Source organism: Rothia sp. LK2492 (assembly GCF_040946345.1).
Taxonomy (GTDB): Bacteria; Actinomycetota; Actinomycetes; order Actinomycetales; family Micrococcaceae; genus Rothia; species Rothia endophytica.
Genome location: NZ_JAYWLX010000003.1, coordinates 17,042 through 31,453 on the forward strand (window position 1 = coordinate 17,042; position 14,412 = coordinate 31,453).

Here is a 14,412-nt window from a genome sequence, read left to right on the forward strand (position 1 = left end):
ATATGGCTGGGTTGGTCAGAAAATTTCTTTCTGACCAACCCAGCCATAGCCCTTTAGATTAAATTAATTTAGTTTTCTGCGCGGGGAGTGCGGCGACGACGGCGGCGGGTGCCCTCCCCGCTCTTCTCCACTGACTTTTCTCTCGGGGTACGCTCAGCGCTACTATCGCCTTGACGGGTGCGGCGGCGACGCTCACCCTGGGGCTTATCCACGGTGTGCTCGACACTTTCTGATGAGCGTTCACGTGAGCCATCGCGAACACCGGAGCGGCGGCCCCGGCCCTCGCCGCGATTACGGTTGCTTTCGCGGCTATTGGAACGGCGTCGCTCGTTACCTCCGCGAGGGCTACGGCGTTCGTGGCCCTCCCCGTAATTCTCTGCCTCTTCAGCATCCAGACCGGCAGCAGTCTGCTCACTCTTGGGAAGCTTGCCCTTAGTGCCCTTCTCGATGCCCAGGTCAGCGAAGAGGTGGGGGGAAGAGGAATAGGTTTCTACCGGGTCATCAACACCCAGCTCAAGGGCAGCATTGATGAGCTTCCAGCGGGGTACATCTTCCCAGTCCACCAGGGTGACAGCGGTACCGGTGTTGCCCGCACGGCCGGTGCGGCCTACACGGTGCAGGTAGGTTTTTTCGTCTTCGGGGCACTGGAAGTTGATGACGTGAGTGACGTCCTCAACGTCGATACCGCGCGCTGCCACGTCGGTGGCGACCAGAATATCAACCTTGCCGTTGCGGAAGGCGCGCAGGGCCTGTTCGCGAGCGCCCTGGTTGAGGTCGCCGTGGATAGCGCCGGCTGCGAACCCGCGGCCCATAAGTTCCTCTGAAAGGCGGGCGGCGCTACGCTTGGTCTTGGTGAAGATAATGGTGCGCCCTCGGCCTTCGGCACGCAGGATGCGGCCGACCAGCTCGTCCTTGTCCATGGGATGGGCACGGTAAATGACCTGGCGGATAGAAGCCTTGGTGGCGGTTTCGTCCTCGCCACTTTCAGCACGAATGTGCATGGGACGGCTCATGTAGCGGCGGGCCATGGTCAGCACGGCACCGGGCATGGTAGCCGAGAAGAGCATGGTCTGGCGCTTTTCAGGGATAAGCGAGAGCAGCTTTTCAACATCGGGCAAGAAGCCTAGATCTAGCATTTCGTCGGCCTCATCGAGCACCACAATTTTGACCTGAGAAAGGTTTAAAAAGTGCTGGCGCTGCAGGTCAATGAGACGGCCAGGGGTGCCCACGATAACCTCAACACCAGCTTCAAGTTCTTTAACCTGGCTTTCGTAGGGGCGGCCACCGTAGAGGGTAGCGACGCGGGCGTTGCGCTTAGTCGCTGCGATGGAGAGGTCGTTACCCACCTGAATCGCAAGTTCACGGGTAGGGACGATAATGAGCGCCTGGGGTGCTCCTGGGGTCTTCAAAGACGCCCACGCTTCGTCCTCACGCCCGACCACGGACTGAATCGCAGGTAGACCAAAGCCGAGAGTCTTACCGGTACCGGTCTTAGCTTGGCCGATGATGTCATGCCCCGAAAGAGCAACGGGAAGGGTCAGAGCCTGAATGGGGAAAGGAGTGGTGATACCCTTTTCTGCCAAGGCGTCGCTAATGTCCTGGCGAACGCCGTAATCGGCAAAAGTGCGACTATCAGTGGTGACCGTTTCAAAATTTTCTGTCAAGAATCGTTTTCCTTAGATGGTGCCGCAGCGAGGTGCGGCAGTGGGGAAGCCGATCGCAGGTTAGTCTCGTTCAATCGACCGCACAAACGGTGCGGGAGAACTTTGTTCAGGTGTTGATAGGTGAGGTTCACGACCGGGCAACCAAATAACTTTTTCATTCTACCGGCAAAAAGGCATAAAAACAGGGCAGGTGGGCGAGTCGCCTACGACTCACCCACCTGCCCTGAAGCGTGGCAGCGTTATTCGCCCACGCCGATGCCGAAACCAATGCGACGCTTGGACTCAGCGCCGATTTCAACGAAGCCAATTTGAGCTGCTGGTACCAGGGTGGTTGCACCCTTAGAGTCAGTCAGTTCAAGAATGCTGCCCTGAGCCAAGGCGTCTGCCACTTTAGCCTTGATGTCAGCAGCGGTTTCATCCGAGTCGATAACAATCTGGGTGGGCACATTCAGCACGCCAATTTTGATTTCCACGAGAAACTCCCTCAATACGGTGGGGCACGATGGAACCGTGCCAAGCTTTACCCCAGTGTACGTGAGCGCACTAGTTCTCAGACACCTCGGCGTCCTGTGTTCGTAACAGGCGAAACCGGTCTTTAGACTTGTTTATTCCCAGTCCTCGTCGATGATTGAAATGCCACCCCAGGCAAGGCGGAAGGTGGCCCTTTCGGCTGCCGCAAGAGCTTCATCGGAACTGCCATTGCCGATCACGACCTGTGTTGAGGAAAGTACCATACCGGTCAGCATGCGGGCAGTCAGCATCGCTTCCTTAAAGGGTAGGCCTGCATTGGGCGCTAGGATTCCGGCAATATGTTCTGCGATGAGGGTATTCAAATTTTCGATGCGTTCGAGCACCGCAAAGTCGTTGTGGATATCTGATGCAAAAATCAGGCGGTAGCCGGCAACATTAGTGCGGGCATAGCTAAAGAAAGCGCTGATAACCCCCTCGACCCGTTCCCTATTGACCTCTGATTGATGCAGGGGCGCGATGATGAGCTTCAACATATTCTTGATTTCTTCATCGAGCGCCGCCAGGTAGAGATCACGTTTACCCGCAAAATGCTGGTAGAGCACCGGTTTGCTCACATTTGAGGCGTTAGCAATGTGATCCATAGTGGTGTGGTGGTAGCCTTGCGCAGCAAAAATCCGTACTGCGTTATTGATGAGCTGCTGCCTCCGCAAATCCTTGGGTAGGCGGGACACAACAAACGCATCGTTGGAGCCTTCTGGTGCACTGGGTGCTACTACAAGGTGAGAGCTCATCTGGAGAGAAACCTTAGATGTAGGGATGGGGTCTTGCTAACGAAGCCATGAATCTCGCCCCTGCGTGCGTCTTCAGGTTATGAAGCGTCATCTTGCGAAAGGGCCGGATCTTGGATTTGTTCCTGCACTTCAATGCCATATAGTGCCTCGAGGGCGGATACGTAGTCATTAATCCTGCCGTCACGGGCTAGTTCCCTAGCTCGCACGGTGGGGGTGTGCAAAAGCGATTTGACCATGCGGCGCATGGCAAATTCGAGTTCTTCGGTGGCTGCTGTGCAACCGTATTGATGATGCACTTTAGCTAGTTCTGCATCGAGAACGCTCATGGTGTGCTGTCTGAGAGCAACAATAGCAGCGTCCACATTGCGTGCCTTCTCTTTGACCCTGAATTCAGCAGCTTCTTCGTCCACAATTGTGCGGGCAGTATGCACCGACTCCACGGTTTCTTCCGGCGCGGCTAGGCGTACCGACTCTAGGGTAATGAGTTCGACATTGGGTAAATCGGCCACCTCGGGGGCGAAGTCCCTAGACAGGGCTATATCAAGGATGACGCGCTTACCCTCGGGCATTTCGATCGGCAACATGGGGGAGGAAGCGCCAGAGCAACCAATGATGATGTCGGCCTTTTTCATAGAAGAATAGAGGCTGCCGTGGGGCACCGCTTGAGCGCCTCTCTTGTCCGCAAAAGAAGCTGCGCGATCACTGCGAGAATAAACCCAAATATCGGTACATCCACGCTCATGCAGTGCGGCAATAGTCGCACCGGCATAGGCGCCCGTGCCAAAAACCAGCGCGGTGCGAGTAGCCCAGGTCTTCTCGGTAATATCATCAGAGATATCTAGAGCAACAGAAACAATCGACCGGCCACGAGAGCCCAGCATGGTGCGCTGACCAACTTTGCGTGCTGTGGCAGCCCCGTGATCAAAAAGTCGAACCAGGTTGCCGGTTGCCCGCCCCTTTTCTTGCGCCAAGGAAAGAGCACGACGCACCTGTCCGGTAATTTCCCGTTCACCCACAACCGCAGATTCCAGCCCAGAAGCAACCGTGAAGAGGTGATGGGCGGCGTCCGAATTAATAAAAACATCAAAGCTGCTCTCAACAATGTCATAGCTAAGACCAGAGCGTGCTGAAACCGTTTCGAAAATCTTTTCTGAAGTGAGAGCTACATCATTATGAATGTTTTGCTGGGTTGCTCCGGGCTTGCTAGCTAGTTCAACATAGATTTCTAGGCGGTTGCAGGTAGACAAAATGACCTCGCCCTGAACGCCTTTGCTGAGAAGGTGGGAGGGCAGGTCTTGAACACCCTCGCTGAGATGAGCGATGGTGGTGAGGTCTACAGTGCGGTGCGATGCAACGAGGCTAAAAATAGTCACAACGCTCTTAATAATAGACAAAAACTTGCTTGAAATCGTTGACAGGGTGTCACTAAGGTGAGGTTGGTAGGGGCTAAGCGTGGGTACCGGGGCTTGGCAACGCTATATTTCGCGGCGTAGCGGGTCTACCCTTAAAGGTGCATTTTTCTGGTGGTAGCCAGGTCATGCATCTCGAGGTTTACTTCAGCGACACCCTGTCTCTAAAATTTTTTATTTTAATTGGCACAATAGTGTGTATGAGTATGAACCAGAGCCCTACCCTCAGGCAGCGTGCCCTGCTCACCGATGAGCAGCTTGCGCACCTCCCTGCCAACCACCCACTCAAAGCAGCGAATACCGGCGAATCGGCCATGATTCGCACGCTCACCGGGCGTCCGGCTGACCATGCCCCGGTCTGGTTCATGCGTCAGGCTGGCCGCTCTTTGCCGGAATACCGCGAGATTCGTGAAGGAATCCCGATGCTGGATGCCTGCCTCACACCCGCACTAGCTGCCGAAATTACGGTGCAGCCCGTTCGCCGACACAAGGTGGACGCCGGTATTTTCTTTTCTGACATTGTTATCCCCATGAAGCTTGCTGGGGTCAACGTTGATATCGTTCCCGGTCGCGGCCCGGTGCTGGACGCACCTGTACGCACCATGGAAGAGATTAAGAACCTGCCGGAACTTGAGGACTCAGCCTTAGACCCCATCCGCGAGGCTATTGCACTGACCGTCAAAGAGCTAGGATCCACCCCGCTCATCGGTTTTGCTGGCGCCCCCTTCACCGTAGCCGCCTACATGGTTGAAGGTGGTCCTTCCCGCGACCATTTGCGCCCCCGCACCATGATGCACGCAGACCCGGAAGCCTGGGATGCCCTGGCAGCCTGGGCAGCCCGCACCAGTGCCCAGTTCCTGGCAGCTCAGATTGAAGCTGGCGCATCAGCGGTGCAGCTCTTTGACTCCTGGGCAGGCTCCCTGGGCGAGGCCGACTACCGCCGCTTCGTGCAACCCCATTCTGCCGCCGTACTTTCAGCTGTTGAGCATTACGGCGTGCCCCGCATCCACTTTGGTACCGGTACCGCTGAACTGCTGCCCGCCCTGCTAGAAGCTGGTGCTGATGTGATTGGCGTGGACTACCGTCTGCCCCTATCCGTAGCCCAGGAGCGTCTGGGTGGTGGCATCGTGCTGCAGGGCAACATTGATCCAGCACTGCTTGCCTCGGGATGGGAGGCACTTGCCGCCCACACCGATGCCGTACTGGAGCAAGGACGATGCGCACCGGCCCATGTCGTCAACCTGGGCCACGGCGTACCACCGACCACTGACCCCACCGTGCTCACCGCCCTGGTGGACTACATCCATACCCAAACTCGTAAAGGCTAGGTAGAAAGCCTATGGCAACCGGAGCTTCACAGGCGGAAACCGCACTCGTTATCGGTGGCGGTATTTCGGGTCTTCTTGCTGCGCGCGAGCTAGCGCGTGCGGGTAAAAGAGTCACCCTGGTTGAACGCGAGGAGCCTCTGGGCGGCGCGGTAGGTTCGCATCAGCTCGCTGGGCTGGTGCTGGACTCCGGTGCAGAGTCTTTTGCCACCCGCACCCCGGTGGTAACCAACCTACTGGGTGAACTGGGGCTTGAAGAACAAATTGTGCAGCCTAACCCCTTGGGCTCCTGGCTCTACCTGCCTGAAGGGGCCTTCCCCTCACCGTCCACCGGTGTGCTGGGTATCCCCGGAAGCTTTGATGACCCGGCTCTCAAACAGATTTTGGGGCGTAGAGGCTACCGCCGAGCGACCCTAGATAAGGTGCTGCCTCGCTCGGCTGGTTCTACGGCAAAAACCCTGGGCGAACTCGTCCGAGTGCGCATGGGCCAGCAGGTGCTCAATCAGCTGGTTACCCCCGTCGTATCGGGTGTCTTTTCAACCCACCCTGACAAACTCGAAATTGCCACCATTGCTCCGCGCCTATTGGACGGTCTGGCCCAGTACGGCTCTCTGGCCGCTGCCTCTGCTGCTCAGCGGGCTACTTCCCCGGCTGGCTCGCAGGTCGCTGGCATTGAGGGCGGCATGAACCGGCTATCCGAGGCACTGGTCGATGAATTGCTCAATCTTAGAGTGAGGCTAGTCAGCGGGTTCGACACTATTGCCGTTGACCGCGATCCCTCGGATGGCCGCTGGACCGCTATCCAGCGCCAGCCCCACAGTGGTGAGCGGGCAGCCGTTATTTCTGCTGACCTTCTGGTCGTCGCCACAGACGCCCAAACCGCTGTACGCCTACTGGGCCCCTACCTGCCAGCTAGCGCCCTGCCTGCTGTGAAACCGGGCCCAGAAGTTGCCCTGGTCTCACTTGTGCTGGACGCTCCAGCACTGGATGCCAACCCCCGTGGTACCGGCCTTCTGGTGAGCGAGCAGGCCACCGGCGTCCGTGCCAAGGCGCTGACCCACGCCACTGCCAAGTGGAGCTGGGTTGCCGACAGGGCTGGGGAGGGGCGCCACGTCATCCGGTTGTCCTACGGCCGTGCTGGCCAGGAGAACTCACCGCTCTCCGACCTTGCCCTGCACGATGACCAGTTGGTCACTTTGGGCCTGCATGATGCAGGGCGTCTGCTGGGCGTGCCCCTGAGCAAGTCATCGTTGGTTGCCGCTGATGTGGTGCGCTGGCGTACGGCGCTACCCTCCACCGGGCCCGGGCACCGTCAGGGCGTCGCAGCTTTCCGCTCGGCCCTTGAAGATTTGGATGGAGCCACCGCTGTTGGAGCCTGGGTGGCAGGCACCGGCCTGGTCGCTATCGTCACGGACACCGCCCCGCACATCCAGCGTTTTATGCAACGTAATTCAACCGTCTAGGTCAACCCTAGGACCCATCACACCCTAACCCCACGGTGAAGGAAGAAAACCCATGTCACACCCCACCTCATCCCACGGTTCTGACCATGGTGCAGGCGGCTACAGCCACGCAGCTGCAGCCCGCCCCACCGCCAAGGATGCCAACGGCAAGATTCAGGGCCAGCGCCCCGGCGAAGTTGCCGAAGGCGACACCCAGTTCCACTACGCCCTCTACACCATCTTCGCCCGCGAGGGCGTTGCCAGCCCTAACGCAAGGGGCGCAGAGGCAACCACTGAACTCGAAAAAGCAGTAGCAGAGCTCGAAGCTTCTGGTGTCACCGTTCGCGGCTTCTACGATGTCTCAGCGATGCGCAACGACGCCGACGTGATGGTTTGGGTGCACGGTGCTGTGCCCGAGGACCTGCAGGCAGCCATCCGTATCCTGCGCCGTACCGAAGCCTTCAGCGGTACCAAAATTGTCTGGTCTACTATGGGTCTGCACCGCGATGCTGAGTTCGTTGCTAACCACACTCCCACTTTTGCTAAGGGTATTGAACCCGAAGCGTGGATCTGTGTTTATCCCTTCGTGCGCAGCTTTGACTGGTACACCATGAACCCCGAAAAGCGCCGCGAGATCATGAAGAATCACGGTGTCAAGGGTATCGACTTCCCCGAAGTTCTGCCTAACACCATCGCTACCTTTGGTCTCAACGACTACGAATGGCTCATCGCTTTGGAAGCTCCCGAGCTGGTGCTAATCGTAGATATTATGCGCTCCTTCCGTAACACCGAAGCCCGCCACTACATCCGTGAAGAGATTCCTTTTTACACCGGCCGCCGCATCCCTGCTGCGGAGGTCGCTGAGGTACTTGCCTAATGACTGCTATCCCTAACGACGTCCGTCCCAATGTCACGGACCCCAACAACACCGCCTCCAACGGACCAAGCCTCCTAAATGAGGCCACCATCGCTGATTTCCACGGTGAAGAAAACCTGACCCGCCCGCGCGCTCAAGCACCCCAGAACTATGACCTGGTTATCCTCTCCTCCTTTGGCGGGCCCGAAGGCCAGGAGGATGTGATTCCCTTCCTGCGCAATGTCACGGCCGGTCGCGGTATCCCTGACGAGCGTTTGGAAGAGGTTGCCACCCATTACCGTGCCAACGGTGGAGTGTCACCCATCAACGCCCAAAACCGTGCCCTGCTGGCTGCCCTGCAAGAAGCTCTGGCTGAAAAGGGCCCCAACATTCCTATCACCTGGGCCAACCGCAACTGGGAACCCTACGTCAGTGATGTGGTGCAAAACGCTTACGACGAGGGCAAGCGCAATATTCTGGTGCTGGCTACCAGCGCATACCCCGGTTATTCCTCCTGCCGCCAGTACCGTGAGGACTACGGCATGGCTCTTGAGAAGCTGGGTCTGGAAGGCAAACTGAACATCGATAAGGTGCGTCAGTTTTTCGATTCCCCTGGCTTTATCCAGTCCTTTGCTGACGGTCTGGTTGTTGGTCTGAAGGATGTACGTGCTCGTCTCTCCGAGGCCGAGCAGAAGGCCGCCGGTAACGGCAAGATCCGTATCATGTTCTGCACTCACTCGGTGCCGACCAGCGCAGCGAATGAAGCTGGCCCGCGCGGCGTGGACTACGAAGGTGGCAGCGCCTACGTTGAGAAGCACCTACAGGCAGCCCGTGCCGTCCTCACCCGTGTAGAGTCCGTAGGCCCCGCTCTGCTCGATGACGTGGAATGGGAGCTGGTTTACCAGTCACGTTCTGGCCCACCCAGCATGCCCTGGCTAGAACCCGATGTGAATGACGCTCTTGAAGCGATTGAGGGAGCTGTTGACGGTGTGGTTCTGGTGCCCCTGGGCTTCGTTTCAGATCACATGGAAGTTAAGTGGGATTTGGACACCGAGGCTCTGGATACCTGTGACCGCCTGGGCTTTGTGGCAACCCGAACACCCACCCCCGGTGTGCACCCTGAGTACGTGGAGTCCCTGCGTCAGCTCATTGCTGAGCGCGTGGCTGAAACAGCTTCTTCTACCGACCCGGCTGAACTTGAAGCCAATCGTGGGGGAGTGTGCGGCGGCAAGGGCTGGTTTGACGCCTGCAACCCGGACTGCTGCAAGTCTTTGCGCCCCGGCTCGGATAAGGCACGCATTGCTGATTACACCGGTGACACCACCGGCGGAACCCGCTAAAACGGCAGCCCAGCGCCCCGGCTCTTCTGCCGGGGCGCACTGGCGCTATAAACCTAAGGACGAAGGCATATGGTAGCGAAAGCACCTTACACTGTTGGCACCCGCGGCTCAGCCCTGGCGATGACGCAGAGCAAAATGGCGGCAGATTCCGTGGCAGAAGCTGGAGGTTTTGAGTTGGGTATGGTCACCGTTAAAACCGAAGGTGACGTACTCACCGGGCCGCTATCTCAGATGGGAGGCACCGGAGTCTTCGCTGCCACCTTGCGCACCCGCCTATTGGAAGGAGCCGTGGATTTAGCAGTCCACTCCCTCAAGGACCTACCCAGTGCGCCCTGTCCGGGATTGGTCATTGGGGCTACCCCTGAGCGTGAAGACCCCCGTGATGCCCTCTGTGCCCGTGACGGTCTGACTCTCGATAGCCTGCCGCTCGGCGCCCGCGTGGGCACCGGTTCCCCACGCCGTGCCGCCCAGCTCTTGGCCCTGCGCCCTGATCTAACTATCGTTGATATTCGCGGTAACGTGGGCACCCGTCTGGCACGTGTGGCCGGTAACGAAGCGTACGGGGTTGGTGGTGCCGGTCTGCACGGTGAGAAGAAACTCGGTGCGATTACCGGCGACTGCGATGCGGTCATTCTGGCAGCCTCGGGGCTTAAGCGCCTAAGCCTAGAGGAAACCATCACCGAGTACCTGCCTACTGATCGGGTAGTTCCTGCCCCCGGTCAGGGCTCGCTGGCCCTTGAAGTTCGTGAAGGTGAACTGGGCGGTGAGCCCACTCCTCTGGGGTCGGCGGTCACTGCCGTGAACCACTTACCCACCCGTCTGGCGGTCACCGCTGAACGCGCTCTACTCCGCCGTCTTGAGGCAGGCTGCGCCGCCCCCATTGGTGCCTACGCCTATATCAAGGATGACCAGCTCACCCTTGATATCTGTGTGGCAGCTACCAATGGTTCAGCGACCCTGCGTCAAAGCCTCACCACCGACCAGCTCACCCTTGAAGCGGCGGCTGCCCTGGGTGTCCGCGCCGCTGAGCAGCTTTTGGAACAAGGAGCAGCCAGCCTGGCCGGGCTCGAAACTGCTTTTGGGAACTAGGTAGAGTAAAGACTATGACGCACCTTCTTTTCACCCGCTTTCCACGCAAAGCCGGAAGCTTCGTTCACGAACTGCAGGAACTGTTGCCTGGCACTACTGTTGCCTGCGCTCCTATCCTTGAAGCGGTCGCGGTAACCCCCGAAGACTGGGACGCCACCGCCTTCTCGCTGATTCGTGGTGAATACAGCTGGGTCACTTTTACCTCGGTCAACGGGGTTCTTGCTTTTGACGCTCTGGCTGCAGAGTTGGGGCAGAGCACCGTTGAATTGTTGGGCGCCGCCCAGGTTGCCGCCGTGGGCACCGCCACCGGCAAGGCGTTAGAAGTCTTGGGTGTACTGGTTGATTTTGTGCCAGAAGAGCAGTCTGCGGCGGGCATGGTAGCCGAGTGGCCCCTGGACGAAGAGTGGGAAGACCCTACCGAAGTAACCGTGCTGCTGGTGCAGGGGCTAACCGCCTCACCCACCCTAGAAGCAGGTCTTACCGACTATGGCTACACCGCCCTAACCCTGGGCGTCTATGACATGCAGACCTACCCGGCGCAGCAACCCCTGGTGGAGCGCACAGAAGAGGACGCTGCGGCTCTTGATCTGGATGCCGCCCGGGACGCTTTGGCCTCGGCTGATGTCCTGGTAGCTACCTCACCGCTGATTCTTTCTACCTTGGCTGAGGGCTATTCGGGGCAGCTGCCACCCACCGTCACTATTGGGGCAGCTACCGAAGCGGCTGCCAGGGAGATGCCTACCAGCGTCCGGCCCGTAAAAATTTCTGCAGCAACCACCCCAGCCCCGGCTGACCTAGCAGCCGCTGTAGCTGACCTTCTCGATTCCTCAGAATGACCCAAAGGACCAATGATGTTCTCAAAACCTAGCCTTGATTTACCCGTGCGCCCCCGCCGCCTACGCACCAGCGGCCCCATGCGCGCGCTGACCGCTGAGACCCGCCTGGCACCTGCCAACCTGATTCAGGTGCTCTTTGTGCGCGACGGCATCGACGTGCCCGTAGAAATTTCCTCAATGCCCGGCCAGTACCAGCACACCCTAGACTCTGTTCTGCCCGAGGTTCAAAAAGCCATTGACGCCGGCGTTGCTGCTATTGACCTTTTCGGTGTGCCCAAGGACGAAGACAAGGACGCCGCCGGCTCAGTGGCCTGGGCAGAGAACGGGATTCTCAACCGCGCCATTGCTGCCATCCGCCAGGAATTTGGTGAGCAGATCATCATTATTGCTGATACCTGCCTGGATGAGTTCACCGACCACGGCCACTGTGGTCCGCTAACTACCGATGATTTCGGTGTGGTCTCTGTCGATAATGACGCCGCGGTAGAAGCCTATTGCAAGATGGCTGTCTCCCAGGCAAAAGCCGGTGCTCACACCGTCAGCCCCTCGGGCATGATGGATGGCCAGATCGCTGCCATGCGGGCGGCACTGGACGATGCCGGGTACAGCCACGTCTCTATCCTTGCCTACTCTGCCAAGTACGCTTCAGCCTTCTTTGGCCCCTTCCGCGATGCCGTGGGCTCCACCTTCACCGGTGACCGCAAAACCTACCAGCAGGACCCAGCTAACCGCCGTGAATCCCTCTACGAGGCCGCCCTTGATATTGAAGAGGGCGCCGATATGGTCATGGTCAAACCAGCCACCGCCTACCTGGATATCATCCGCGAAATTACCGACTTCTCACCCGTTCCGGTTGCCGCTTACCACGTCAGTGGCGAGTACGCCATGATCGAGGCAGCTGCAGCTCAGGGCTGGATTGACCGCAAGGCAGTTGCCCTTGAAGCGCTGACCGGCATCCACCGCGCCGGTGCAACCATGATTTTGACCTACTACGCCACCGAAGCTGCCGGCTGGCTCAACCAACGCTAACCCCTCATTTTTTTCTTGACCTCTGGGCAGGTATACCACCTGCTATACCCCTGAAAGGTTCCCTACCATGACTGTTTCAGAAGATCTCTTCGCCCGCTCCGCCAAGGTTATTCCTGGCGGTGTTAACTCCCCGGTACGCGCCTTCAACTCTGTGGGCGGCACCCCCGCCTTCATGGTGGAAGCCCAGGGCCCCTACCTGACCGATGCAGACGGTCGCAGCTACGTTGACCTGGTCTGCTCTTGGGGCCCAGCGCTCCTGGGGCATAAGCACCCCGGCGTGATTGAAGCCGTGCACGCTGCCGTTGAGCACGGGCTCTCCTTTGGTGCCTCCACCGCTGCTGAAACCGAACTGGCTGAACTGGTAGTGGACCGCATTAACGCCGCCATTCCCGGTGCTATCGACCAGATCCGTATGGTCTCCACCGGTACCGAGGCAACCATGACCGCCATTCGCCTAGCACGCGGCTACACCGGCCGCGACAAGGTCATTAAATTCGCCGGTTGCTACCACGGCCACGTGGACGCACTGCTCTCTGAGGCTGGCTCGGGTGTTGCCACTCTCTCCTTGCCCGGTTCTGCGGGGGTCACCGCAGCCACGGCGGCCGAGACCATCGTCCTGCCCTACAATGATGAGGACGCTGTACGCGCGGCTTTTGCGGCCCACCCCGGTGAGATTGCAGCTATCATCACCGAGGCGGCTCCCTGCAACATGGGTGTGGTTCCTCCTGCTCCCGGGTTCAATAAATTCTTGAGCCAGGTCACCAAGGAAAACGGAGCCCTTTTTATCTTTGACGAGGTGCTGACCGGCTTCCGTGTTTCATCTGCCGGTTACTGGGGCTTCGCTGCACCAGAGGATGGCAGCTGGGTCCCCGACCTCTTCACCTTCGGCAAGGTCATTGGTGGCGGTATGCCCATGGCTGCTCTGGGTGGCAAGCGTCAGGTCATGGAGTACCTGGCACCTACCGGCCCCGTCTACCAGGCGGGCACCCTCTCAGGTAACCCCATCGCTGTGGCAGCTGGTCTGGCAACCCTCAAGGCAGCGGACGCCAGTGTTTACCGGGCCATCGACCAGCGTTCAGCCCAGCTGCAGGCTGAGCTGAAGAGCGCCTTTGACGCTGCGGGCGTGGATCATTCCATCCAGACTGCTGGCAACCTCTTCTCGGTTGCTTTCGGAACTAGCCAGGCTGGAGTACATAACTACGCTGATATTAAGGCGTCGCAGACCTTCCGCTACAACGCCTTCTTCCACTCCATGCTGAACTCCGGTGTCTACCTGCCGCCCAGCGCTTTTGAAGCGTGGTTCCTCTCGGCTTCCCACGATGACGCCGCTATGGACCTCATCTTCTCGGCCCTGCCGGACGCCGCGCAGGCAGCAGCCGCAGCCACCGCCTAAGAGGGGAGAGGCTTAGCGCCTTTTAACTCCACATCACAGCAGACGCACCTGCTTCTTGACCAGCTCAATCGTTGGTAGGAAGTAGGTGCGTCTGTTTTTTATAATCACTATCTCTGTTAGATAGCGAGTGGAGGATTACACGGTTTTGGAAAAATTTGGGTTCTTGGTGATGCGCCCGCCGTAGCCAATATCTCCGCCGAGAACATCCATCAGCCCCTGCTCCACTCGCGCAAGCAGATTCACTGGGGTACGGCGAGCAGCGTTGGTCAGACATACGGGGTCTTTGAGTGCGTACCCAATGTGTCCTGAACCTTTGAGAGGGTTCAGAGCTATCCAGGAGGGCTGTGGCAGCCCTGCAAGGTCTGCTTGCCAGTCAGCTTCGACTCCATCATGGTCGGTCACGATGAGAGAGCGCATAGCAAGGGGGTTGGTTTCAATATAGGCGTGTTCGAGCGCCTTGGCACGGGTGCGGCGCTTGTAAGAGCCATCTTTGCGGTCTGAACTGAGCGGTTTTGCCGGTAGCCAGTGCTGCTCGAAAACGTCTTGGAAAGTCATGATTTCCAGTAGAGCATGGCGGGGTTGTCCCACCTTACATTTACTCCGGAGTGTCCCAACTAGGAATTTAACTTAATCAGGTAATTACCCCTCCGCGGATAAAATCTCTAGCCGGTTTCGCATCAATTGACCACACGACATCATCGTCACTTGCACCCAAAAATTCACCCGCAAGCTCCTTCTTTATGTGCACAGCTGACCGATGAGTCGGG

13 protein-coding genes are annotated in these 14,412 nt (G+C 58.5%); 8 read left to right on the forward strand and 5 right to left on the reverse strand.

The window, feature by feature from the left end; translation table 11 throughout:
- Positions 1–68: 68 nt before the first annotated feature.
- The 4 genes from VVR27_RS04025 to VVR27_RS04040 form a co-directional block, all read right to left on the reverse strand.
- Complete coding sequence (locus VVR27_RS04025) at positions 69–1,664, reverse strand: DEAD/DEAH box helicase (RefSeq protein ID WP_368547174.1); 1,596 nt, start codon at positions 1,662–1,664, stop codon at positions 69–71.
- A 239-nt stretch (positions 1,665–1,903) separates the two neighbouring features.
- Positions 1,904–2,137 carry a DUF3107 domain-containing protein gene (locus VVR27_RS04030; protein ID WP_368547175.1) on the reverse strand — a complete coding sequence of 78 codons (234 nt, stop codon included), beginning with the start codon at positions 2,135–2,137 and terminating at the stop codon, positions 1,904–1,906.
- A 132-nt stretch (positions 2,138–2,269) separates the two neighbouring features.
- On the reverse strand, positions 2,270–2,926 hold the full coding sequence (locus VVR27_RS04035) for a TetR/AcrR family transcriptional regulator (RefSeq protein WP_346872258.1): 657 nt from the start codon (positions 2,924–2,926) through the stop codon (positions 2,270–2,272).
- 77 nt (positions 2,927–3,003) lie between these two features.
- Complete coding sequence (locus tag VVR27_RS04040; protein WP_368547176.1) at positions 3,004–4,299, reverse strand: glutamyl-tRNA reductase; 1,296 nt, start codon at positions 4,297–4,299, stop codon at positions 3,004–3,006.
- Between the two features lie 242 nt (positions 4,300–4,541).
- Between VVR27_RS04040 and hemE the strand changes: the two genes are divergently transcribed.
- The 8 genes from hemE (at position 4,542) to hemL (ending at position 13,645) form a co-directional block, all read left to right on the forward strand.
- Entirely contained in the window at positions 4,542–5,663 is a 1,122-nt protein-coding gene (hemE, locus tag VVR27_RS04045; RefSeq protein WP_346872405.1) for a uroporphyrinogen decarboxylase, read from the forward strand.
- Between the two features lie 11 nt (positions 5,664–5,674).
- Entirely contained in the window at positions 5,675–7,123 is a 1,449-nt protein-coding gene (gene hemG, locus VVR27_RS04050; RefSeq protein ID WP_368547177.1) for a protoporphyrinogen oxidase, read from the forward strand.
- A 52-nt stretch (positions 7,124–7,175) separates the two neighbouring features.
- Positions 7,176–7,979: a hydrogen peroxide-dependent heme synthase gene (gene hemQ / locus VVR27_RS04055; protein ID WP_368547178.1), complete on the forward strand. Its 804-nt coding sequence runs from the start codon at positions 7,176–7,178 to the stop codon at positions 7,977–7,979.
- The gene (locus VVR27_RS04060) at positions 7,979–9,298 is read left to right on the forward strand and encodes a ferrochelatase (protein WP_368547179.1); all 1,320 of its coding nucleotides are present in this window, start codon (positions 7,979–7,981) and stop codon (positions 9,296–9,298) included. The genes hemQ and VVR27_RS04060 overlap by 1 nt, the downstream gene beginning before the upstream one ends.
- Before the next feature lie 69 nt (positions 9,299–9,367).
- Positions 9,368–10,387 (forward strand): hydroxymethylbilane synthase, encoded by a 1,020-nt coding sequence (gene hemC / locus VVR27_RS04065; protein WP_368547180.1) that lies wholly within the window; start codon positions 9,368–9,370, stop codon positions 10,385–10,387.
- A 14-nt stretch (positions 10,388–10,401) separates the two neighbouring features.
- Positions 10,402–11,223 carry a uroporphyrinogen-III synthase gene (locus VVR27_RS04070; protein ID WP_368547181.1) on the forward strand — a complete coding sequence of 274 codons (822 nt, stop codon included), beginning with the start codon at positions 10,402–10,404 and terminating at the stop codon, positions 11,221–11,223.
- A 15-nt stretch (positions 11,224–11,238) separates the two neighbouring features.
- Positions 11,239–12,252 (forward strand): porphobilinogen synthase, encoded by a 1,014-nt coding sequence (hemB, locus tag VVR27_RS04075; RefSeq protein WP_368547182.1) that lies wholly within the window; start codon positions 11,239–11,241, stop codon positions 12,250–12,252.
- A 67-nt stretch (positions 12,253–12,319) separates the two neighbouring features.
- The gene (gene hemL, locus VVR27_RS04080; protein ID WP_368547183.1) at positions 12,320–13,645 is read left to right on the forward strand and encodes a glutamate-1-semialdehyde 2,1-aminomutase; all 1,326 of its coding nucleotides are present in this window, start codon (positions 12,320–12,322) and stop codon (positions 13,643–13,645) included.
- Positions 13,646–13,780: 135 nt separating this feature from the next.
- Here hemL and VVR27_RS04085 read toward each other — a convergent pair whose 3' ends face one another.
- A complete protein-coding gene (locus VVR27_RS04085) occupies positions 13,781–14,200 on the reverse strand; it encodes a replication initiation protein (protein ID WP_368547184.1) in 420 nt (139 codons plus the stop codon).
- Positions 14,201–14,412 lie beyond the last annotated feature (212 nt).